The sequence below is a fragment of the Bacillus sp. 3a genome, assembly GCF_017161885.1.
Classification (GTDB): domain Bacteria; phylum Bacillota; class Bacilli; order Bacillales; family Bacillaceae; genus Bacillus; species Bacillus safensis.
This window is the reverse complement of record NZ_CP067376.1, coordinates 2711421-2732912: the sequence shown is the minus strand read 5'-3', so window position 1 is coordinate 2732912 and position 21492 is coordinate 2711421. Positions and strand designations below refer to the sequence as shown.

Sequence of the window (21492 nt, the reverse complement as noted above, 5' to 3'; positions counted from 1 at the left end):
GAAAGGGGATGCTTCTGGTGCGAAAAGAAGTACAGGAATTTGTCATGGCCGAAGAGGAGCGAATCAAATTCATAAGGCAGCGTCCTATCTGGTACAGACAGCTGACGCGACATCCTGAAAATCTAACGTCCTTTGAATTAGATAAAATGAACTTTTACGAAAAAACCATTCCTCATCGTGTGAGTCAGTTGAGCAATAGCGTCCAAATGGCTGAAATGATGATTCAAATGTTCCAAGCAATGCGCAATCAAAATGGAGCCGGTTGAGGCTTTTTTTGAGTTGATTAAGATGTCTATTTCCTGAGCATCCTATAAAAGTAGATGAAAGGAGAATCAGATGATGAAATGGATGCTGTCAATAGGCGCATTGCTTTTTCTTGTCACCGGGTGTCAAAGTCAACATGGAGAAGAGCAAGTGATTAAGCAAGACCGAGCAGTACCAGTCATGCAGCAAGCCCAAAGCGAAATGAAGCAGCAAGGCTTTTTGAAATACAAAGTGCAAGGGTCGTCTGTCTATATAGAAAGTACACTTCAAGATTTTCATCTTCAGCCAAAGCGTCTGAAAAAGAACGAGAAGGCGGGATATTTTACAGTGTATGTAGACGGGAAACGTGCAGGGAATGAGTATACCGCGGCATTTGTGGTCAAGCATCTTTCAAAAGGAAAGCATAAAATGACCGTTTTGCTGAATTCCCGTCATCCTGAATATAAACAGAAAAGAGAAACATGGGATGTATTTGTCACGTAAAAGCATTTTCTGATCCATAGGTTTCGTGGTAAACTATGAATTGGAGGTGCAACATTTATGTATGCGACAATCGAATCTGTGGAGCTCCAAGAGGAAGCAAATCAATTGGCTGCCATGATTCTTCAGTCGGAGGAGGCTGAACATTACCGCAACTGCTTTAAGCGTCTCCAGCAAGACGAAGAAGCCCAACAAATTATTGCCCATTTTACAAAAGTAAAAGAGCAGTATGAGGATGTGCAGCGGTTCGGCAAATATCATCCGGACTATAGAACGATCTCAAAGGAAATGCGTGAGGTCAAAAGAAAGCTAGATCTTCACGATACAGTGGTTGATTTCAAAAAAGCAGAAACAGCGATTCAATCCATCTTAGATGAGATTAGTATTGAAATCGGTCAAGCTGTATCAGCATATATTAAAGTTCCAACAGGGAACCCATATTTTGATGGTCTATCATCATGCGGCGGTGGCTGTGGATCAGGTGGCAGCTGCGGCTGTAAAGTATCTTGACGAGACTTGAATGTCTCGTCTTTTACATAATGAATGAAAAGAATTGAAAAGCGGCAGGTGAAAAGATGGAAACCAAACGTCAAGGGATGGTCGTCTGGCTGCATTCGTTAAAGCAGTCAAAAGCGCTAAGAAAATTCGGGAATGTTCACTATATTTCAAGGAAAATGAAATATGCTGTGATCTATTGTGATATGGATGATCTTGAGCGCCATATGGCTAAACTCAGCTCGTTACCATTTGTGAAACGTGTTGAGCCTTCATATAAACCTTTTATTAAATTAGAGTACGAATCCAAATTGGACAAAGCAAAAGAGTATGATTATAAGGTGGGCTTTTAAAGACACAAAAAAATCCCCGCGGCATCACCCGCGGGGTCCTTCTATTCTTAATGATTCATTAAGGAGAAGGCAAAGGGAGAGGAGAAACCGGAGGAAGAACTTATGGGGAAACGTAAGTCTTCTCCGCGGTTGGCAACAGCACCACATCAGATGCTGTTATAAATAGTATGACCCCGTATTTCTTGATCTATACATAGAAAATGAATGAATATCATTGCATTGTTCCTTGAGGAGTGATGTGGTAAGATAATGTTGAATTTTTTGTCATAAACAATGACCAATAGAAGCAAGTAGAAAAAGTGGTGGAAAAATGAGAGTCATCTCTGGAACGAAAAAAGGCCGCACACTTAAAGCGGTACCAGGTCAATCAACAAGACCGACGACAGATAAAGTAAAAGAATCAATATTTAATATGATCGGCCCGTATTTTGATGGCGGATGGGCTCTTGATTTATTTGCAGGAAGCGGTGGTTTAGGGATTGAAGCGCTTTCTAGAGGATTCGATCATTGCATATTTGTTGATCGAGATATAAAGGCGATTCAGACGATTAAAGGAAACCTGAATCAATTGTCGCTAATGGATCAAAGTGAAGTGTTTCGAAATGAAGCAAAGCGTGCACTTGCAGCTGTTGTGAAACGAGAGGAATCCTTTCAAGCCATTTTCCTTGATCCGCCCTATAAAGATCAACAGCTAAAAGCACTTCTTGAAATGATTGACGAGCACGCCTTGTTAACAGATGACGGCGTGATCGTGTGTGAGCATGATAAAGATGTGAAGCTGCCAGAAGAAGCAGGGCAGCTCCACATCACAAGACAGGAACTGTACGGATTGACTGGTATTACGATCTATAGAAAGCGGGGAAATTAGCATGGGGAACATAGCCGTTTGTCCGGGCAGCTTCGATCCAGTTACATTGGGGCATTTGGATATCATCAAAAGAGGTGCAAAGATTTTTGATGAAGTGTATGTATGTGTACTAAATAATTCATCTAAAAAACCATTATTTACTGTTGAAGAACGGTGTGAGCTTATTCGCCAAGCAACGAAGGAGCTGCCAAATATCAAAGTTGAATCGTTTCACGGTCTGCTTGTTGATTATGCGAAGCAAAAAGAAGCCAAAGTCATTTTACGCGGACTAAGAGCTGTGACAGACTTTGAGTATGAGATGCAAGGCACCTCAATGAACAAAGTGTTAGACGATGAAATTGAAACGTTTTTTATGATGACCAACAATCAATATTCTTTCTTAAGCTCCAGCATTGTCAAAGAAGTAGCGAAATATCATGGGGCAGTCAACGATCTTGTACCAAAAGAGGTAGAAGCAGCGCTGAAGGAAAAATTTAATGGATGAGTGCACCCGGCACTCATCCATTTTTTAATTTCCGATAGTATAGCGCGATATACACTATCATACTGCAAAGTGTGATGAAGGGACCGGCTTTCACAAGCTGATTCCAAAGCACGCTGCTGAACATGACGACCTGCTGGCTTGCATCAAAGGCACCCGCTGGGAGAGCCATGTCTGATCGAGAGACATAAAGAGGCTTGAATAATAAAAAGGCAAAAACAGCTGCATAAATTCCGTGAAGCAAACGGGCGAAGAAAAACGGTTTAAAGCGGATATCGGTTGCCGCTAAAATACCGGCGACTTGGGCTTGAACAGAAAACCCGCTGAATCCTAAAATAAAGCTGACGACAATGGTTTTAGCGAGAAGGGTGACTTCCTGTGACCCCGTCATCTGGCTTCCTAATGTGATTTCAAATAAACCGGCAATCATGGCAAGGTCTAATTCTGGCGGAAGATGCATCGTTTGCAGCATATATCCGAGCCCGATGGATAAAAGGTCTGTCACATGGACAACTGACAGCATTTTGCTAAACACAGAAAATAAGATAATAAAGCCGCCAATCATAAAGAGTGTTTGGACTGATGACATGACTGCATCACTTAAAATTTGGCCGAGCGGTCTTTTCTCTGCGAGTCTTGCTGTATGAAGAGCATTGAATGCCTCTTTAAACGGCGGGAATAAAAACTTCTTTCGGCTTCTTAGGTGTGCATCATGCCGCGCTTTATATCCCCTCATCGTCACACCAACAGCGAGATTCCCTAAATAATGAGCGCTGGCCAATACAATGCCTAAAGCTGGATGATGAAAAAAACCAACAGCCACTGCACCGAAAATAAACAATGGATTCGATGAATTTGTAAAGGAAACGAGACGCTCTGCTTCGATCCGCGTCAGCTGCCTTTCCTGCCTCAGTCTTGTCGTTAATTTCGCACCAGAAGGAAACCCTGAAGCCATTCCCATAGCCAGTACAAATCCCCCTACACCCGGCACCCGGAAGATGGGGCGCATAAATGGCTCTAATAATACCCCGACAAATCTGACAATCCCAAAACTAATTAATAGCTCGGACAAAATAAAAAAAGGAAGCAATGATGGAAATACAACCTCCCACCACATTGCAAGTCCATTTTTCGATGCTTGCAAAGAGGCTTGTGGGTGTGTAATCACAGTGGCTGTTAAGAAAATAAAAAAAGCAGCGATGAACAGAGTGTTCCATTTTTTCATGGAGATTTCGCCCCTTGCCGTTATGATCTATTGGCGAGCTCGTGATTATAGAAAAAGAAACTAGCCGAGCCTGTCTTCTATTACTATACGAGCAGTAGGGGCATGTTTAGACCTATAGATTCGTATATATGCATAGAAAGAGGAGGGTGGATTTTCATGAAGCGACCGATCATCGGGCTTGCACTAGGCTCCGGGGGTGCGAGGGGAATGGCGCATATCGGGGTTTTGTCTAGTCTTGAGAAGCAAGGGATACAGGTAGATATGATCGCTGGAAGCAGTATTGGCGCACTTGTTGGGAGCTTTTATGCGGCAGGACAAGACGTAGAAAAAATGAAAAAACTTGCACTTGTCTTCAGAAGAAAGTATTATGCTGACTATACACTGCCAAAAATCGGTCTTTTAAAAGGAAACCGAATTTTGCAGCTGATTCACACGTTTACATATGGGAAAAAATTCGAAGAATTAAGAATGCCCCTTGCGGTGGTTGCCTGTGACCTCGAGACAGGGGAAAAGGTTGTGTTTAAAGAAGGGTCTGTCTCACAAGCAGTCAGAGCAAGCATCAGCATTCCAGGCGTGTTTGTTCCTCATGAAATGGGCGGCAGACAGCTAGTGGATGGAGCGGTTGTTGACCGCATTCCTGTGTCTGTTTTAAAAGAAATGGGCGCAGACCTTATTATCGCCTCTGATGTATCTAGGGTGAAAAAAACAGAAAAGGCGACGAGATTATCGGATGTGATTATGCAAAGTTTGGACATCCTTCAAAATGAATTGGTCCGTCATCAAACCATTCATGCAGATCTCATGATTCGGCCGAGGCTTGAAACATTCAGCTCCAGTTCATTCACTCAGGTTCAGGAGATGATTGAAGCTGGTGAGCTCGCCGCAGACCAATTAGCAGGTGAACTGAAAGATGTCATTGATAAATGGGAGTGTTAATCGAATGAAAAAATTGAATATTCGCTGGCTCAGCTTTTTTGTTATTGTTCTTGTCTTATTTGGCTTAACTTTTGTTAAACTGCCGTATTACGTGACAAAGCCGGGTGATGCAACAGAGATTGCCCCTCACATTCAAGTGGATGGTGGATACGGCGAGAAGGGCAGCTTCTCTCTTATGACGATAAAAGTAGGCCCAGCCAATCCGTATACGTATTTGCTTGCGAAAATGAATAAATATGACGAAATCGTCCCAGAAGAAAATATTAAAGCGGACGGAGAGTCGGATGAAGATTATATGAAAAGACAGCTTCAGCTGATGAAAAGCTCTCAAGAAAATGCCATGATTGCAGCGTATACAAAAGCAGGCAAAAAAGTAGATTATACGTTTAATGGGGTATATGCGAGCTACGTCATGAAAGGCATGCCTGCTTACGGCAAAATTGAAGTGGGCGACCGGATTAAAAGCGTTGATGGCAAGACGTATGATTCTGCTGATAAAATGGTGTCGTATATCAGCCGTCAAAAAGCTGGTACATCTGTCCGTTTTGTCCTTGAACGCAACGGCAAGGATATCACGCAGAAAGTGAAGTTGAAGCCTTTTAAAGAAGAGCCGAATCGAGTCGGAATTGGCGTATCTTTATTTACAGACCGAAATGTGAAAGTGTCGCCTTCTATTAAAGTGGATATTGAAAATATCGGCGGCCCGTCGGCAGGTTTAATGATGTCACTTGAAATTTATAATCAGCTGACAAAAGAAGACGAAACACATGGCTATGCGATTGCAGGGACTGGAACGATAGACGCTGATGGTACGGTCGGGCCAATTGGCGGAATAGATCAAAAGGTTGTTGCAGCAGATAAAGCAGGAAAAGATATCTTCTTTGCACCAAATGATAAAGGTGATCCAAATTCAGACTACAAAAATGCAGTGAAAACAGCGAAAGATATTAAAAGTAAGATGAAAATCGTTCCTGTGGACACTATGCAGGACGCACTGAACTATTTAAACAAGTTAAAAGAGAAAGCATCTTAAGTGAAAAAAGAGCAGCCTTAGGCTGCTCTCAGCGTGTAGACAAACCCTCGCATTCGGTGTCAGGTCTCTGCGCCGGTAATCACGAATGTCAAATTCGCTCCGTTCCGGTGCTCGCCCTTCCTAGACTTCAAAGGTTTTCTATCACGCTGAAAAGAAGACAAAGGGATAAAATAAAGATCATCTTAGCCCTTTGTCAACAATCAGAGAGCAGCCTTCATCAAGGGCTGCTCTTTTATCGAGATTGGAAGAGACCAGTCTCTTCATCATAGCGGATCGGTGAGGTTTTAAATTCTGCTTCTGTTAACTTTGTTTGCATTGGTTCGCTGATGGGAAGGCTGAAGACGCGGGAAGCGCGAATGTCAAGATCAAGGGCAGGATGTGAAAAGGAAGACAGCTTGCTGACAAGCGGTACGTCCAATTCCTTTTTGACAAGAGATAAGTATTGCTGACCTTTCTTTGACATACCAAGTAAACGAATGTATGGCGCGTGTTTCTTCTTTAGCAGCTCATGCATAACAGTTTTCTTCACCCTCATTAAAAGGTGCGTATTCATCCGCTGCAGCCTTGTCCACGTATATCGTTTTGTTTTCACAAGTGATAGATATTCCTCGTAGGTGGACGCATGTGTGATCGCCTTTTGCATGCGGTGTTCGATGCCTTCTTCAATTTCATAGATGCCTTCTAATTCTGCTGTATCCATTGTGTGAAACACATGTTTTAAGAAGCTGAAATAGTCTTCTTGCGTATGTAAAAGACCATAAGAAGAATAATAGTCATGTAATTGCTTAAGCGAAGCTTCCGGGAGATAAGAGGCGACAGTTTCAAATGATCCGTTCTCTTTTAAGGCTTTTCGGATGCTTGTCGCGCTTGCGATTTTCTGATGTTTAGGAAGCTCTTGATCATGATAACCGGATGCAATTCTTTGAGAGGTAAAGGGCTCTATGTGAGGAGATCTCTCTAAGATGGCTTTGACATAGTGGAAGCCTAAAATGTTATTGGGCTTAGACAGATCCAGTAAGTGTTTAGGATCAATGATCTTTTGAAACGCAGCGGCAGAGGCTGCCGGATAACTAAGCCCTTCTTTGACCTTTGCTTTTGTGAAAAGGTCAATTTCTTCTTTTTTTTCATGCCAAGCGTGCGCTGTTCGCTCAAATGCTTTAATGTCCCCATCCTCGCTTCCGAAAAAAAGGGAGCGGCATTTTAAAGCGTCTAAAATAGACACAGCACCATTTGCAAAGGTTTCTGCCTTTTGCACTGCATAGATGTATGGAAGCTCACATACGATGTCTACACCGTTTTGCAATGCCATTTTTGTACGTGCCCATTTGGAGACGATAGCAGGTTCTCCGCGCTGGAGGAAAGATCCGCTCATGACGGCAATGGCTACATCTGAGGAGGTATGTGTTTTCGCCTGGCGAACATGATAGGCATGTCCATAATGAAATGGATTGTACTCGACAACGACTCCTGTTGCTTTCAATAGATGTTCCGCCTTTCTTGCTATGGTTAAATGGTCTATGCTACAGTAGCATAAGGGAAAAATGAAGCCCATTTTTTTCAGTGTAGGCATTCCGTGAACTGATGTCAAACAACGCTCTGACATCACAAAGGACTGTAAAGAAAAAATATTGACAAATAGCATGATGAAAGCTATAATCATGTTTGTTGCTCTTAGAGGTGATACAATTGAAATGGACAGTTTATCAGTTACATCAAAAAGCTAAAAACAGCTTCGATTTTCATGAGACGGTTGACTTAAATGAACTTACTAGCCTTCATTCAGATATACGTCGCATTTCACCAGTAGAGGTGAAAGGGACTGGAGTGATCGAATCAAAGCAAGTCGCATTTGATTTAACCATCACAGGTGAAATGACATTGCCTTGTTCAAGAACGCTTGTTGATGTAAATTATCCATTTGCGATTTCAACGAAAGAACTATTTGTACTTCATAAGACAGACGATATAGAAGATGAAGACGTATCTGTTGTAGAAGACGATATCATCGACTTAACGCCTATAGTCAAGGAAGAAATTCTTCTTGAAGTGCCGATGCAAATCTTTTGCGACCAAACAGACGTAAAAGGTGCTGCACCACAGGAAGGGAATGACTGGGCGGTCATTTCGGAAGATGCACATCAAAACCGAATTGATCCGCGTCTGGAAGGCTTGAAGAAGCTCTTAGAAGAAAATAATGAATCTTAACTCTTTAAGGAGGTGGGAATAATGGCTGTACCTTTTAGAAGAACTTCTAAAATGAAAAAAAGATTGCGTCGTACGCATTTCAAACTACAAGTACCTGGTATGGTAGCTTGCCCAGAATGCGGTGAAATGAAAATTTCTCATCGTGTCTGCAAATCTTGCGGAACATACAAAGGCAAAGACGTAAAAAGCAACTAATGCTTGATAAAAAAGCGTAAGGGAATCTTCCCTTGCGTTTTTTTATTTGTCTATTTTTTAGGTTTCTCTCCTGCAAATAGTCTATCTACTCTAGTAAGCGCATATGATGTGGTATTCAGATTCAGGGGGGATGATCAATTGACGATTACAAGGCAGGACGCATGGACGCAAGATGAAGATTTACTTTTAGCAGAAGTCGTCTTAAGACACATTCGAGATGGAGGAACGCAGCTTTCCGCATTTGAAGAAGTCGGAAAAGCGTTGTCAAGAACGGCTGCAGCATGTGGATTCAGGTGGAATTCATACGTCAGAAAACAATATCAGGCAGGCATTGAGTTGGCGAAAAAACAGCGGAAAGAACTGCGTAAAAAGATTGGGATTCATTCCTCGGGTTTACCACAAAATACGTTAACGATAGAAGAAAAGGCAACTTCAGATCAGGCTGAATTGACCTTGCGAGAAGTGATTCAGTTCTTAGAGCAGCTTGAAAAAGAACCTGCTGGCTCTGCTGATTTACGCGAAGAACTAGCGGACACGCAGCATCAACTGAAGTCGCTCACGGAAGAAAATGAACACTTGAAGCGGCAATTAAAAATGACAGAAGAAGATTACCGGGCACTCATTGGGATTGTTGAAAGAGTCAAACAGAATATCAACTTAAAAGAATATGCTAAATAAGAAAACGCCCCTCACAGAGAAAGGAGGGGCGTTTTGCCATCAGTATTAAGCGGATTCACCTGTATTTTTTTGGATATGGGCAGGTTCCCAGATGAGTGGATTTTCACCTTTGTCGCGTTCCATATCATATTTGACCGCTTCAAAGCCCATTTTATCCCAAAAACCGGCAGATTTGACGCGAGGATTGGTCCGGATTGGCAATCCGAAAGATTTGGCGAAATCAACAAGTGCCTCGCCGTACCCTTTACGCTGATACCCAGGAAGCACTTCCAGCTTCCACAGCTCTAAATAATCATGATTGTGGTCAAAATACGTTGTCGTCGAGCCGTCCACTTGATAAAGGCTCATACGTGCAACCAGCTTATCTCCAAAATAAATCCCGTAAAATGGAGAATTGCTGTCATTTTCAATCATATTACTTTCAAGGTCTTCAAGCATGGATAGTTCTTGTATGCCATATTCTTTAAATTGTTTAAATTCCTCTAAAGTTTTGTAATTGATTAGAAGTCGTTTTACTTGTGTCATATGATCTTCCCCCTTACACACATAATGTCGACAGTGATGTCATTGAAGGCGTTTTCATCCCATCCGCCTTAAAAAGTTTTTACACTTATTATTATAGTTTTTAAATTAAAAAAATTCAATCGCGGTGCGCTATCTGCTTTTTGCATCGCGGCTTGAAACTGTTAAAATGGTTGATATGATGAAGTAAACAGTAAAAGGGAAGTGCGGCAGTTGAACATTGGAATCATTGGCGGCGGTGCGATTGGTCTGCTTTGTGCCAGTTATTTATCACAGCATCATGACATCACTGTTTTGACAAGAAGAAAAGAACAAGCAGAGGAGATTCGAACATCAGGAATTAAGCGAACGGTAAAAGGAGAGACATTCCGGGCGTCTGCGGAGGCAAGGGCAGGGATTACAGGAGGATTTGATCTGCTGATTGTGACAGTGAAATATCACCATCTGCAAGAGGTGCTTGATGAACTATCAACATTACCTCGTCAGCGAATCCTATTTTTACAAAATGGCATGGCCCACTTATTAGATTTAGAAAAATGGGACACGTCGCATTCGATATATATAGGTGTCGTAGAGCACGGCGCCATGAAGGTATCAGACCATGCAGTGAACCATACAGGGATCGGTGTCATCAAGTGGGGAGCTTTTCATCCTGAGGATACAGATGATGTGAGAAATGCTTTGAATGAAACGCCGGCCCATTTTCAGATGATTTATACGGATGAATGGAAAAGAGTGCTGGAAGAAAAACTGCTAGTTAATGTTTGCATTAACCCGCTCACGGCTTTATTGCGTGTGAAAAATGGAGAATTGATCGCAAATCCTGCATATGAATACATGATGAAATGTGCATTTGAAGAAGCATTGTCCATTCTAGGTCTGGCTGAAGAAGAGCGTCTCTGGTCACACGTCGTTTCAATTTGTAAAAAAACGGCCGCCAATCAATCGTCAATGCTTCAAGATATCGTCAAAGGCCGTGAAACCGAAAGAAAAGCCATCGTTGGCTATCTTTTAAAAAAGGCTCAAGCTCAAGAGATAATGACGCCACATCTTACTTTCTTTAATCGAAGCTTGGAAGTATTGGAAAAAAAGCAAACAAAATCTTTTGAGTGAGCTCATTTACATGCTATACTTTTTTCGGGAAACTAACTATTTATTGAAGAAAGGAAGTTCTAAACATGCAATTGACTGAACTTTCCATCCGAAGTCAGAATTTATTCATACGTGATTATATAGAAGAAAAAAAAGAGATGACTGCTTTTTTTGATTATGATATACATTCTGAGCACACATGGAAAAAGAGATACGACGATCTCATGGAAATGAGCTTCCCGCGCGAGGCTTTAGCGGATTATATGAGCGCATACCACGCAAAGTTTGAATCGGCAGCGATGCGTCAGAACATTGAAAAGATCCGTGATGAACGGAGTGTCATGGTGGTTGGAGGACAGCAGGCAGGCCTACTGGCAGGACCGCTTTATACCATACATAAAATCATATCCATTATTCAGTTCGCAAAAGAAAAAGAAACAGCGCTTGGCGTTCCTGTGATTCCAGTCTTTTGGGTAGCAGGTGAGGATCATGACGTAGATGAAATTAATTTTGTCTACACATCCGGCGGAAAAGGTCCAGTCAAGCAAAAGCTGCCATTACATAACGTCAAAAAAACTGCGGCCAAAAGAACACCTCTGCATCAAGAAAAAACAGAAAAATGGCTCCGCGATGTGTTTTCAACGTATGAAGAATCTGCGTATACTAATGACTTGCTTGATCAGCTTCTTCGATGTTTACGCAAATCACAAACATTTACGGATTTCTTTGAATGGATTGTATGCGACCTTTTTGAAGAAGATGGACTGCTTCTATTTAATTCAGGAGACTTAGGCGTCAAACCACTTGAGCGTACGTTATTCAAGCACATTGTCGAGACAAATGATGCAGTCACAGCTCGTTTGAATGAAACGCAGGCTGCCATGAAACGAGCGGGATATCAGCCGATCATTGAAGCTGGTGACAATCAGGCGAATCTGTTTTACGAATATGATGAAGAGCGTTTCCTTATTGAAAAAGAAAACGGCCAGTTTTCTATATCAGAAGTGGGGCTTGCGTGGACAAAAGAAGAGCTTTTGCAGGAAATTGAGGAGCACCCAGAACGGTTCAGCAACAATGTGGTGACGCGTCCCTTAATGCAGGAAACCCTTCTCCCAACACTTGCTTTTATGGCAGGACACGGTGAAGTCAACTATTGGGGAGAACTGAAAGGAATCTTTGAGCATTTTAAATTAAAGATGGCACCTGTTCTTCCAAGACTGCACGTGACCATCCTTGAAAGACACATCGACAAGAAGCTGCCTGTCAGAGAAATTTCTCTAGAAGAAGTGCTCACAAAAGGAGTAAAAGAAAAGAAAGAGGCTCACTTTGAGCAAAGCCTTCCAGACAGCTTTGTTCAAGCCGTTGATCAAGCGAAACGTGAATTAGCGAATGTTCATGGTGTATTGAGGCAAGAAGCACTGAAGGTTGAACCAAACTTCGAGCAGCTGCTAGATAAAAATGCCAAATTTATCGAAGATCAGCTTCAATTTGTTTATCAAAAGGTGGCGCAGCGTGTGGAAGAAAAGGAAGGTTATATCCTTCGAGATTTTGAACGGATTGAAAACAGCTTAAAACCATTAGATGCCCCGCAAGAAAGAATTTGGAATATCATGTACTTTTTAAACAAATATGGTCCAGAATTCTTCAAAACGTTCAAAAATCTGCCATTTTCATTTCAAAACAAGCAGCAAATTGTCAAACTTTGAAATAAAGTTTTAATGAACCCTGACTAGTTCAGGGTTTTTTTTTATGTAGAAACAGTGTAAAATAAGTTTTGTGGAGAGAAGTGGTGGATAGTGGAGAGTAAGGGTGAGAAAGTGGGGCTCTGATTATCATGTTCATGGGTGAATACCAACATACGATTGATACAAAAGGGCGCATGATCATCCCTGCTAAATTTAGAGACGGTCTCGGAGAACAGTTTGTGCTGACGAGAGGGCTTGATCAATGTTTATTTGGCTACCCTATGAGTGAGTGGAAACTAATTGAAGAGAAACTCAAAGCACTGCCGCTAACGAAAAAAGATGCACGTGCGTTTACCCGGTTCTTCTTCTCCGGCGCAGTTGAATGTGATCTGGACAAGCAGGGGCGCATTAACATCGCATCAAACCTACTCCAATATGCAAAACTCGAAAAAGAATGTGTGGTCATCGGCGTTTCAAATCGAATTGAGTTGTGGAGTAAGTCGATCTGGGAACAATATACAGAAGAGCAAGAAGATTCTTTTGCTGAAATTGCTGAAAACATGATTGGGTTTGATATATAATAATCCCTTGTGCAGCAAGCTTTCTACACATTCATTTCTATTTGAAAAAGGTGGGACCATAACATCATGTTTCAACATGAGACAGTATTATTAAAAGAAACAGTTGACGGTTTAAACGTCAAAGAAGACGGTACATATGTAGACTGCACGCTGGGCGGAGCAGGTCATAGCTCATATTTACTATCTCAACTATCAGAAAAAGGTACATTGATTGGATTTGACCAAGACGATGCTGCACTGGATCATGCACGAGAGAAGCTCGCGGATTCTAAAGCGAACATTCTTTTCATAAAAAGCAACTTCCGATATTTAAAAGAACGTCTGAATGAACAAGGCATTACAAGCGTAGACGGTGTGATTTTTGACCTTGGGGTTTCATCTCCTCAGCTCGACACACCAGAGAGAGGCTTTAGTTATCACCATGATGCACCTCTTGACATGCGAATGGATCAAACAGCCGCATTGTCGGCAAAACAAGTGGTGAATGAATGGCCATTTGAAGATCTAGTTCGGATTTTCTACAAATATGGGGAAGAAAAATTCAGCAAGCAAATCGCACGCAAAATTGAAGAAGCTAGAAAAAAAGCACCAATTGAAACAACAGGTGAGCTTGTCGACATTATCAAAGAAGGAATTCCCGCACCTGCAAGACGAACTGGCGGACATCCAGCAAAAAGAGTGTTTCAAGCGATCCGAATTGCCGTAAATGATGAATTGAAAGTTTTTGAAGAAGCACTAGAACAAGCAATAGAGTTACTCAATCCGAAGGGGAGAATTTCTGTCATTACATTCCATTCACTTGAAGACCGGATTTGTAAAAGTACATTTAAAGAAATGTCTTCTCTTCCAGAACTTCCGCACGGACTACCAGTGATTCCAGAAGGACTTGAACCAAAACTGAAGCTGATCACGAGAAAACCAATCGTTGCATCAGAACAAGAGCTGGAACATAACAACCGTGCCCGTTCAGCGAAGCTCCGAATTGCAGAAAAAAAGTAAAACGACACCATAGATGATGATAAAAAGGAGGTTTCTTATGAGTAATTTGGCTTACCAAAGAGAAGTAAAACAATATCAAACAGAGCAGCAAGGCCAATCGGTTGTTATTAAAAGAAGAGGTTCTATCACACTTGGTGAAAAAATCTTACTTGTCATGTTTGTCATGGCTCTTATGTGCAGCTCCATTCTCATCATTTCTAAGGCCTTTGCTGTCTATCACGCCAATATCGAAGTCCAGAAATTAGAGCAGCAAGTATCTTTAGAATCGAAGAAGATCACTGAGCTTCAAAAAGAAAAAGACTTGCTGAGTGAACCGGAGAGAGTCATTGATACTGCGAAAAAAGCAGGCTTAAGCATTTCGAAAGATGTTAAGAAGGTCGATTAAGATGGCGATGCCTAAAAAGAATAAAATGATGAACAGAGGCGCGGCAATTGCGAGTATTTGCTTCGCCCTGTTTTTCTTTATCATCCTTGCACGTTTTATTTATATTCAGATTACAGGAACGGTCGATGGCCAAGTGTTAGCCGCAAAGGCAAATGAACAATATCAATCGAAGAAAACACTTGAAGCGAAAAGAGGGTCTATTTTAGACCGAAATGGGAATGTGATTGCCGAGGATACGTCTGTCTATAAGCTCATTGCGATCATGAGCAAGAAAATGACGGTCGATCCAAAGCACCCGATGCATGTCGTCGACAAAGAAAAGACAGCAAAAGAGCTGTCAAAAGTCATTGATATGAGTGAAAGCGAAATTTTAAAGCGTCTGAATACAAAAGATGCGTTCCAAGTGGAGTTTGGTAAAGCTGGGAAAGACATCAGTTTTTCAACAAAAGAAAAAATTGAAAAGCTAAAGCTTCCAGGGATCGCATTTGAAAAAGACACGAAGCGATATTATCCAAACGGCATGTTTGCGTCGAATCTGATCGGTTATGCAAGATTAGATGAGGCAACGAAGGACATGTCAGGCGCGATGGGACTTGAGAAGGCGCTGAACAAATTTTTAAAAGAAAAAGACGGCTATGTGACATATAACAGTGACAGAAGCGGATGGGCTCTTCCAAATAGTAAAGAAGACATTGTCGCTCCGAAGGATGGAAAAAATGTCACGCTGACCATCGATCAAAAAATCCAAGCGTTCCTTGAAGAAAGTATGACGCAGGTTGCCAAAAAATATAAACCGAAGAAAATCATTGCCACAGTCGTTGACCCAAAAACGGGAAAGGTGCTCGCGATGGGACAGCGGCCAAGCTTTAATTTAAATGAATTAGACATTACGAATTATAACAATGATGTCATTTCATATGCGTTTGAACCAGGTTCAACGATGAAAATCTTTACACTTGCTGCGGCAATCCAAGAAGGGGTCTACCAAGGCAATGATAAATATCAATCTGGTACTTATAAAGTAGGAGGCGGCCTTGTAAGAGACCACAACAATGGAAACGGCTGGGGAAAAATTGACTTTCATGAAGGGGTTCTCCGTTCGTCTAACGTAGCTTTTGCAAAGCTGGCAAAAGAAAAATTAGGCTTCACGCGCTACGAACAATATTTGCAGAAGTTCCATTTCTATGACAAAACAGGTATTGACTTACCGAACGAAGCGTCTAGTAAAATCAATTACAGATACGAATATGACAAAGCATCGACGGCTTACGGTCAAGCGTCTGCCATTACACCGATTCAACAAATCGAAGCAGCGACAGCGATAGCAAACGGCGGAACGATGATGAAGCCATATGTCATTGATCATATTACAGACCCGAACACAAACAAAACGATTTTACAGCACGAACCAACAGTAGCTGGAAAACCAATTTCCTCTGATACAGCAAAGCAAGTCCGTGACATTTTAGGTGAGGTGGTTTCCTCGAAGATTGGAACAGGCCAGCCTTACCAAATCAAAGGATTTGATGTTGCTGGGAAAACAGGAACAGGACAAATTGGCGGTGCCGGCGGTTATCTCAAAGGAAGAAACGATTACGTCTTTTCATTTATGGGAATGGCGCCAAAAGATGATCCGAAGCTGCTCGTTTATGTAGCTGTACAGCAGCCGCAGCTGTCTGATACAGAAACTGGCTCTGCTCCAGTTGCACAAATCTTTAACCCAGTGATGAAAAATAGTCTGCTATATTTAAATATTGCACCAACAAAAACAGACGATAAAGAATCAGGTGAACAAAAAGTGAAACAAGAAACAATGCCTTCATTCTTAGATTTAGAAGTGAAGCAGGCGGAAACAGAAGCCAAAAACAAAAACTTAACGCCTGTTGTCATCGGCGACGGTCTCTCCATTAAACGACAGTGGCCAAGTGCAGGCTCTGAATTCTCTGAAAGCCAGAAAGTTTTCTTGAAAACAGCAGGAAAAACGATAAAAATGCCTGATATGACAGGCTGGTCGAGACGGGAAGTCCTTCAATATGCATCCATTTCCGGTGTGCATATCGAAACAAAAGGACAAGGATATGCTGTCAAACAAAGTGTGAAAAATGGAGCGGAGATTTCAGATAAAGTCGTCACTGTGACATTTAAAAGCCCGAATTAACTGCAAAACCTAGCAAACGACTTGCTAGGTTTTTTCTTTTGCCGAGCCAAGCGGGATAGACGAGACGTTCTACATAAGGACGGGCCTGCATATGATGGAAACAAGCCATATGTATGTAAGGAGTGAACCGGGCGTGCGAGTATCAAGTGTAACAGTGAGAAAACGATTGCTTTTCGTGCTGCTGTTTGGGGTGATCATTTTTTTCATCATAGATACTAGATTAGGATATGTACAGTTTATTATGGGCGAGAAGCTCACAAGCTTAGCAAAAGATTCATGGAGCCGGAACCTCCCGTTCGAACCAGAAAGGGGAGATATTTTGGACCGAAATGGGGTAGAGCTTGCGACGAACAAAAGTGCCCCATCTATATTGGTCGTCCCCCGGCAAATTAAAGATCCGGCAGAAACAAGCAAAAAACTGGCGGCAGTACTGAATATGTCTGAAGAGAAAGCGTACAAGCACGTCACAAAGAAAACATCCATCGAACGAATTTCTCCAGAAGGCAGAAAAGTATCTCATGAAAAAGCAAAAGAAGTTAGAGAGCTTGATTTAGATGGCGTTTATGTTGCGGAAGACAGCATCAGACACTATCCGTTTGGCAGTTTTCTTTCTCATGTGCTGGGCTTCGCTGGAATTGATAATCAAGGGTTACTTGGACTGGAAGCCTATTATGATGATGACCTAAAAGGTGAAAAAGGCTCTGTCAAGTTCTATTCCGATGCAAAAGGGCAGAAAATGCCAGATGAAGCAGATGATTATACACCGCCTAAAGATGGTCTTGATATGAAGTTAACTGTCGATGCGAAGGTGCAAACCATTATAGAACGGGAATTAGACAATGCGCAGGCAAAATATAACCCAGATGGGATGATTGCAATTGCGATGAACCCGAAGAACGGTGAAGTGCTTGGGATGTCGAGCAGACCGGATTTTGATCCAGCGGATTATCAATCAGTTGACTCGAAAGTGTTTAACCGAAATCTACCGGTGTGGAGCACATATGAGCCAGGTTCGACGTTTAAAATTATTACGCTTGCAGCAGCACTAGAAGAGAAAAAAGTCAATTTAAAACGTGACCATTTTTTTGACAGCGGTTCTGTGACAGTTGATGGTGCAAGACTTAGGTGCTGGAAAAAAGGCGGCCACGGATCACAGTCATTTTTAGAAGTGGTTCAAAACTCCTGTAACCCCGGTTTTGTTGAACTAGGCGACCGTCTAGGAAAGGATAAATTATTTTCCTATATTAAAAATTTCGGATTTGGCCAAAAAACAGGAATCGATCTTCAAGGGGAAGGGCGAGGCATTTTGTTCCCGCTGGACCGGGTTGGCCCTGTAGAGCAGGCGACAACTGCCTTTGGTCAAGGGGTATCTGTTACGCCGATACAGCAAGTAGCTGCCGTAGCAGCTGCGGTAAATGGCGGAACACTTTACACGCCGTACATTGCAAAAGAATGGATAGATCCAATCACAAAAGAGGTAGTGAAAAAGCAATCACCGATTGCCAAAAAGAAAGTGATTTCAGCAGAAACATCCAAAGAAATCAGATATGCGCTTGAAAGTGTAGTCGCTCAAGGAACTGGCCGAAATGCATTTGTTGAAGGATATCGAGTTGGCGGAAAAACAGGGACAGCACAGAAGGTAAAAGACGGCAAGTACATGGAAAATAACCACATTGTGTCATTTATCGGGTTTGCGCCTGCTGATGATCCGAGTATCGTTGTATATGTGGCTGTAGATAATCCGAAAGGCACTATTCAATTTGGCGGGACAGTTGCTGCACCAATTGTGGGTCATATTATGCGGGACAGCCTGCCTGAGATGGGTGTGAAAAAAAGAAAAGGACAAATTGAAAAGAAGTACCAGTGGCTGGACACAAAAACCATTGAAGTACCGAATCTTGTAGGGGGATCTGTTTCAGACCTTGAATCCTTACTGATTAACCTTAAGATCGATGCTTCTGGAACTGGCAGTAAAGTGGTGAAGCAATCGCCTGCTGCCGGAACAAAAGTCAAAGAAGGCTCCACCATCAGATTATACTTAAACGATGAATAATAAAGAATGAACAGAGGGTAGCCGCACTCATTCGGCTGCCTCTTTTTGTTGAAAGAGAAGGTCTGTTTGAAAAAAAGAGCCTAAAGTGTGTTTTTTCCAAGAGAAACTTAAGGAATACGCTGGATGTATCCTTTTTTTTACGATAAAATATAGACTGTGTGTTTTTTTCACAAGACATGCACGTGAACGAATTTGAGAGGTTTGATATGAAATGAAATTACAAGAACTCCTTACATACTTTAAAAGTGAAAACAACGAACTAATAAACGAAAATCCTGATATCACTTCCATTGAAATGGATTCAAGAGAGGTGAAAAAAGGAAGCCTTTTTGTCTGTATAAAAGGCTATACAGTAGATGGACACGATTATGCTGAAAAAGCGGTGAAAAGCGGGGCTGCAGCGATTGTAGCAGAACACCCTCTTAACATATCAGATGTACCAGTCATTATTGTAAAACACTCTCAAAGAGCTCTTGCAAGAATAGCTGATGCGTTTTACGAGCAGCCAACTCATAAGCTGAATCTCATTGGGATCACAGGAACAAACGGAAAAACTTCGACAACACACATGATTGAACAAATGATGAGAAAAGCCGAAAAGAAAACTGGCTTAATCGGTACGATGTATATGAAGGTGAATGATGACATTCTCGATGTGAAAAACACCACACCTGAAAGTGTCACACTTCAGAAAACTTTTAAACAGATGCTTGACCAAGATGTAGACACAGCCATTATGGAAGTATCATCACATGCACTGCATCTTGGCAGGGTACATGGATGTGATTATGATATTGCCGTTTTCACAAACCTTTCGCAGGACCATCTTGATTACCACAACACAATGGAAGAATATAAACATGCGAAAAGCTTGCTATTCTCACAGCTTGGCAGTGCCTTTCATCACGATAAGCCGAAGCATGCGATTTTAAATGCAGATGATGACGCTTCAAGTTATTATGAAAAAGTGACAGCTGCTGAAGTCATGACATATGGCTTAGAGCAAAAAGCAGATGTAATGGCAAAGAATATTCAAATCAAACCGAAGGGAACTCAATTTGATTTGATCACTCCAATTGGCACAAAAAATGTGACAGTTGCCCTCATCGGTAAGTTTAATGTGTACAACATCCTAGCAGCTGTATCAGTAGGGATCGTATCTGGCTTAACATTTGAAACGATTGTAAGTGCTATTGAAGAGCTGGAGGGAGTCAAAGGCCGATTTGAACTTGTGAACTGTGATCAAGATTTCCCTGTTATCGTCGATTACGCCCATACACCTGACAGCTTAGAAAATGTCCTGACAACGTGTAGAGAATTAACAGAGGGCAAAATTTTCTGTGTGATAGGCTGCGGCGGCGATCGTGATAAAACAAAGCGTCCTCAAATGGCCCAAATCGCTGTGAAGTATGCAGATGAACCTGTATTTACTTCAGACAACCCAAGAAGCGAAGATCCTTCAGCTATTTTAAAGGATATGGAAAATGGGGTGCCAGACGCATATTATCATAGTTTTGTGAATCGCAAACAAGCCATCTTTTTTGCAATTGCCAATGCGAAAAAAGGCGATACAGTCTTAATAGCGGGTAAAGGTCATGAGACATATCAAATCGTCGGCGATCAAGTTTACGATTTTGATGATGCAAAGGTTGCTATGGACGCTATTTTAGATCTAAACAAATCTTAAAATGATGAAAAGAGTGTAATGAAATGAAGCATTTTGTACAAAAACAACATACGAAGAACGCGAATGAATACCTTAATAATGAATGTGATTTTCTGATGGAAAACGGCTTTGGAAATTCGGAAGGAGTAAAGAACGATGCTTGAACAGGTGATATTGTTTACAATCATAATGGGATTTTTAATCAGTGTTCTTTTATCCCCGATTTTTATTCCGTTTTTAAGAAGGCTTAAATTTGGTCAAAGTATTAGAGAAGAAGGACCACAGTCTCACCAAAAGAAATCAGGTACTCCGACAATGGGCGGAATTATGATTATCTTTTCTATTACCATTACAACGATTGTGATGATCAACAAATTTTCTGAGATTAGTCCAGAAATGTTTTTATTGTTATTTGTTACGCTTGGCTACGGTCTATTAGGATTTTTAGATGATTATATTAAAGTAGCGATGAAACGAAACCTAGGTTTAACATCGAAACAGAAATTAATTGGTCAAATTGTGATCGCAGTGATTTTTTATGCAGTCTTCCATTATTATCAGTTTGCAACGACGATTCGCATTCCAGGAACAGATGTGAGCTTCGATTTAGGATGGGCTTACTTTATCCTTGTCGTTTTCATGCTTGTCGGAGGTTCTAATGCCGTGAACTTAACGGATGGACTGGATGGTCTATTATCTGGAACCGCGGCTATTGCCTTTGGAGCCTTTGCTATATTGGCTTGGAATCAATCACAGTACGATGTAGCGATCTTTTCAGTAGCTGTTGCTGGAGCCGTTCTTGGGTTTCTTGTGTTTAACGCGCATCCTGCAAAAGTATTTATGGGTGATACAGGGTCGCTTGCTTTAGGCGGAGCAATTGTAGCAATTGCGATTTTAACAAAGCTTGAAATTTTACTTGTCATTATTGGAGGAGTATTTGTTGTCGAAACGTTATCCGTTATTCTTCAAGTGATCTCCTTTAAAACAACTGGAAAAAGAATCTTTAAGATGAGTCCGCTTCACCACCACTATGAGTTAGTTGGCTGGTCTGAGTGGAGAGTAGTTGTCACCTTCTGGACAGCTGGTTTATTACTTGCTGTTTTAGGAATTTACATCGAGGTGTGGTTATAATTGAATA

23 protein-coding genes are annotated in these 21492 nt (G+C 41.6%); 20 read left to right on the top strand and 3 right to left on the bottom strand.

What is annotated here, in order from left to right; translation table 11 throughout:
• Positions 1 to 17 precede the first annotated feature (17 nt).
• The 6 genes from JJ692_RS13850 to coaD all read left to right on the top strand — a co-directional run bounded on the left by JJ692_RS13850 (position 18) and on the right by coaD (position 2944).
• Entirely contained in the window at positions 18 to 266 is a 249-nt protein-coding gene (locus JJ692_RS13850) for a YlbE-like family protein (protein WP_024424278.1), read from the top strand.
• A gap of 73 nt (positions 267 to 339) precedes the next feature.
• The gene (locus JJ692_RS13845; RefSeq protein ID WP_206533882.1) at positions 340 to 747 is read left to right on the top strand and encodes a hypothetical protein; all 408 of its coding nucleotides are present in this window, start codon (positions 340 to 342) and stop codon (positions 745 to 747) included.
• A 57-nt stretch (positions 748 to 804) separates the two neighbouring features.
• Positions 805 to 1254, top strand: coding sequence for a regulatory iron-sulfur-containing complex subunit RicF (ricF, locus tag JJ692_RS13840; protein ID WP_007499807.1), 450 nt, complete (start codon positions 805 to 807; stop codon positions 1252 to 1254).
• A 65-nt stretch (positions 1255 to 1319) separates the two neighbouring features.
• Positions 1320 to 1592, top strand: a complete 273-nt coding sequence (locus JJ692_RS13835) for a YlbG family protein (RefSeq protein ID WP_024424276.1) — start codon at positions 1320 to 1322, stop codon at positions 1590 to 1592.
• 310 nt (positions 1593 to 1902) lie between these two features.
• Positions 1903 to 2460 carry a 16S rRNA (guanine(966)-N(2))-methyltransferase RsmD gene (rsmD, locus tag JJ692_RS13830; protein WP_034623702.1) on the top strand — a complete coding sequence of 186 codons (558 nt, stop codon included), beginning with the start codon at positions 1903 to 1905 and terminating at the stop codon, positions 2458 to 2460.
• Between the two features lies 1 nt (position 2461).
• Positions 2462 to 2944 carry a pantetheine-phosphate adenylyltransferase gene (coaD, locus tag JJ692_RS13825; RefSeq protein WP_024424274.1) on the top strand — a complete coding sequence of 161 codons (483 nt, stop codon included), beginning with the start codon at positions 2462 to 2464 and terminating at the stop codon, positions 2942 to 2944.
• Positions 2945 to 2957: 13 nt separating this feature from the next.
• Here coaD and ylbJ read toward each other — a convergent pair whose 3' ends face one another.
• Positions 2958 to 4166, bottom strand: coding sequence for a sporulation integral membrane protein YlbJ (gene ylbJ / locus JJ692_RS13820; RefSeq protein WP_042968177.1), 1209 nt, complete (start codon positions 4164 to 4166; stop codon positions 2958 to 2960).
• A gap of 156 nt (positions 4167 to 4322) precedes the next feature.
• On the opposite strand from ylbJ, the gene JJ692_RS13815 reads away from it, so the two are divergent.
• Together JJ692_RS13815 and JJ692_RS13810 are read left to right on the top strand one after the other, a co-directional pair.
• A complete protein-coding gene (locus tag JJ692_RS13815; protein ID WP_024424272.1) occupies positions 4323 to 5102 on the top strand; it encodes a patatin-like phospholipase family protein in 780 nt (259 codons plus the stop codon).
• 4 nt (positions 5103 to 5106) lie between these two features.
• Entirely contained in the window at positions 5107 to 6135 is a 1029-nt protein-coding gene (locus JJ692_RS13810; RefSeq protein WP_025092533.1) for a SepM family pheromone-processing serine protease, read from the top strand.
• 232 nt (positions 6136 to 6367) lie between these two features.
• Here the strand turns inward: JJ692_RS13810 and JJ692_RS13805 are convergent, their stop codons facing one another.
• Positions 6368 to 7615: a nucleotidyltransferase gene (locus tag JJ692_RS13805; RefSeq protein WP_073208307.1), complete on the bottom strand. Its 1248-nt coding sequence runs from the start codon at positions 7613 to 7615 to the stop codon at positions 6368 to 6370.
• Positions 7616 to 7821: 206 nt separating this feature from the next.
• On the opposite strand from JJ692_RS13805, the gene JJ692_RS13800 reads away from it, so the two are divergent.
• The 3 genes from JJ692_RS13800 (at position 7822) to gerR (ending at position 9213) form a co-directional block, all read left to right on the top strand.
• Positions 7822 to 8340, top strand: coding sequence for a YceD family protein (locus JJ692_RS13800; protein ID WP_019743276.1), 519 nt, complete (start codon positions 7822 to 7824; stop codon positions 8338 to 8340).
• Positions 8341 to 8361: 21 nt separating this feature from the next.
• Positions 8362 to 8535, top strand: coding sequence for a 50S ribosomal protein L32 (gene rpmF, locus JJ692_RS13795; protein WP_008354700.1), 174 nt, complete (start codon positions 8362 to 8364; stop codon positions 8533 to 8535).
• Positions 8536 to 8673: 138 nt separating this feature from the next.
• Entirely contained in the window at positions 8674 to 9213 is a 540-nt protein-coding gene (gerR, locus tag JJ692_RS13790; protein WP_024424269.1) for a sporulation-specific transcriptional regulator GerR, read from the top strand.
• A 45-nt stretch (positions 9214 to 9258) separates the two neighbouring features.
• Here gerR and JJ692_RS13785 read toward each other — a convergent pair whose 3' ends face one another.
• Positions 9259 to 9738 (bottom strand): N-acetyltransferase, encoded by a 480-nt coding sequence (locus JJ692_RS13785; RefSeq protein ID WP_007499784.1) that lies wholly within the window; start codon positions 9736 to 9738, stop codon positions 9259 to 9261.
• Positions 9739 to 9948: 210 nt separating this feature from the next.
• Between JJ692_RS13785 and JJ692_RS13780 the strand changes: the two genes are divergently transcribed.
• The 9 genes from JJ692_RS13780 (at position 9949) to mraY (ending at position 21485) form a co-directional block, all read left to right on the top strand.
• Entirely contained in the window at positions 9949 to 10848 is a 900-nt protein-coding gene (locus tag JJ692_RS13780; RefSeq protein ID WP_073205078.1) for a 2-dehydropantoate 2-reductase, read from the top strand.
• A gap of 65 nt (positions 10849 to 10913) precedes the next feature.
• Positions 10914 to 12533 (top strand): bacillithiol biosynthesis cysteine-adding enzyme BshC, encoded by a 1620-nt coding sequence (gene bshC, locus JJ692_RS13775; protein ID WP_073205080.1) that lies wholly within the window; start codon positions 10914 to 10916, stop codon positions 12531 to 12533.
• Positions 12534 to 12661: 128 nt separating this feature from the next.
• A complete protein-coding gene (gene mraZ, locus JJ692_RS13770; protein WP_003211163.1) occupies positions 12662 to 13093 on the top strand; it encodes a division/cell wall cluster transcriptional repressor MraZ in 432 nt (143 codons plus the stop codon).
• A gap of 66 nt (positions 13094 to 13159) precedes the next feature.
• A complete protein-coding gene (gene rsmH, locus JJ692_RS13765) occupies positions 13160 to 14092 on the top strand; it encodes a 16S rRNA (cytosine(1402)-N(4))-methyltransferase RsmH (RefSeq protein WP_024426925.1) in 933 nt (310 codons plus the stop codon).
• A 37-nt stretch (positions 14093 to 14129) separates the two neighbouring features.
• Complete coding sequence (gene ftsL, locus JJ692_RS13760; protein WP_024424265.1) at positions 14130 to 14477, top strand: cell division protein FtsL; 348 nt, start codon at positions 14130 to 14132, stop codon at positions 14475 to 14477.
• A gap of 7 nt (positions 14478 to 14484) precedes the next feature.
• A complete protein-coding gene (locus JJ692_RS13755) occupies positions 14485 to 16635 on the top strand; it encodes a penicillin-binding protein (protein ID WP_206534469.1) in 2151 nt (716 codons plus the stop codon).
• 133 nt (positions 16636 to 16768) lie between these two features.
• Complete coding sequence (locus JJ692_RS13750) at positions 16769 to 18688, top strand: stage V sporulation protein D (RefSeq protein WP_024424263.1); 1920 nt, start codon at positions 16769 to 16771, stop codon at positions 18686 to 18688.
• A gap of 211 nt (positions 18689 to 18899) precedes the next feature.
• Positions 18900 to 20375: a UDP-N-acetylmuramoyl-L-alanyl-D-glutamate--2,6-diaminopimelate ligase gene (locus tag JJ692_RS13745; protein WP_024424262.1), complete on the top strand. Its 1476-nt coding sequence runs from the start codon at positions 18900 to 18902 to the stop codon at positions 20373 to 20375.
• Positions 20376 to 20510: 135 nt separating this feature from the next.
• Positions 20511 to 21485, top strand: a complete 975-nt coding sequence (mraY, locus tag JJ692_RS13740) for a phospho-N-acetylmuramoyl-pentapeptide-transferase (RefSeq protein WP_003211854.1) — start codon at positions 20511 to 20513, stop codon at positions 21483 to 21485.
• The last annotated feature ends 7 nt before the right edge of the window (positions 21486 to 21492 follow it).

Bases quoted from the DNA above. Each gene is read 5' to 3' on its own strand.
- JJ692_RS13845 (WP_206533882.1), top strand. From the start codon at position 340: ATGAAATGGATGCTGTCAATAGGCGCATTGCTTTTTCTTGTCACCGGG.
- coaD (WP_024424274.1), top strand. From the start codon at position 2,462: ATGGGGAACATAGCCGTTTGTCCGGGCAGCTTCGATCCAGTTACATTG.
- mraZ (WP_003211163.1), top strand. From the start codon at position 12,662: ATGTTCATGGGTGAATACCAACATACGATTGATACAAAAGGGCGCATG.
- rsmH (WP_024426925.1), top strand. From the start codon at position 13,160: ATGTTTCAACATGAGACAGTATTATTAAAAGAAACAGTTGACGGTTTA.
- rsmD (WP_034623702.1), top strand. From the start codon at position 1,903: ATGAGAGTCATCTCTGGAACGAAAAAAGGCCGCACACTTAAAGCGGTA.
- JJ692_RS13745 (WP_024424262.1), top strand. From the start codon at position 18,900: ATGAAATTACAAGAACTCCTTACATACTTTAAAAGTGAAAACAACGAA.
- JJ692_RS13755 (WP_206534469.1), top strand. From the start codon at position 14,485: ATGCCTAAAAAGAATAAAATGATGAACAGAGGCGCGGCAATTGCGAGT.
- ylbJ (WP_042968177.1), bottom strand. From the start codon at position 4,166: ATGAAAAAATGGAACACTCTGTTCATCGCTGCTTTTTTTATTTTCTTA.
- mraY (WP_003211854.1), top strand. From the start codon at position 20,511: ATGCTTGAACAGGTGATATTGTTTACAATCATAATGGGATTTTTAATC.
- JJ692_RS13810 (WP_025092533.1), top strand. From the start codon at position 5,107: ATGAAAAAATTGAATATTCGCTGGCTCAGCTTTTTTGTTATTGTTCTT.
- bshC (WP_073205080.1), top strand. From the start codon at position 10,914: ATGCAATTGACTGAACTTTCCATCCGAAGTCAGAATTTATTCATACGT.
- ftsL (WP_024424265.1), top strand. From the start codon at position 14,130: ATGAGTAATTTGGCTTACCAAAGAGAAGTAAAACAATATCAAACAGAG.
- JJ692_RS13835 (WP_024424276.1), top strand. From the start codon at position 1,320: ATGGAAACCAAACGTCAAGGGATGGTCGTCTGGCTGCATTCGTTAAAG.
- rpmF (WP_008354700.1), top strand. From the start codon at position 8,362: ATGGCTGTACCTTTTAGAAGAACTTCTAAAATGAAAAAAAGATTGCGT.
- JJ692_RS13785 (WP_007499784.1), bottom strand. From the start codon at position 9,738: ATGACACAAGTAAAACGACTTCTAATCAATTACAAAACTTTAGAGGAA.
- ricF (WP_007499807.1), top strand. From the start codon at position 805: ATGTATGCGACAATCGAATCTGTGGAGCTCCAAGAGGAAGCAAATCAA.
- JJ692_RS13815 (WP_024424272.1), top strand. From the start codon at position 4,323: ATGAAGCGACCGATCATCGGGCTTGCACTAGGCTCCGGGGGTGCGAGG.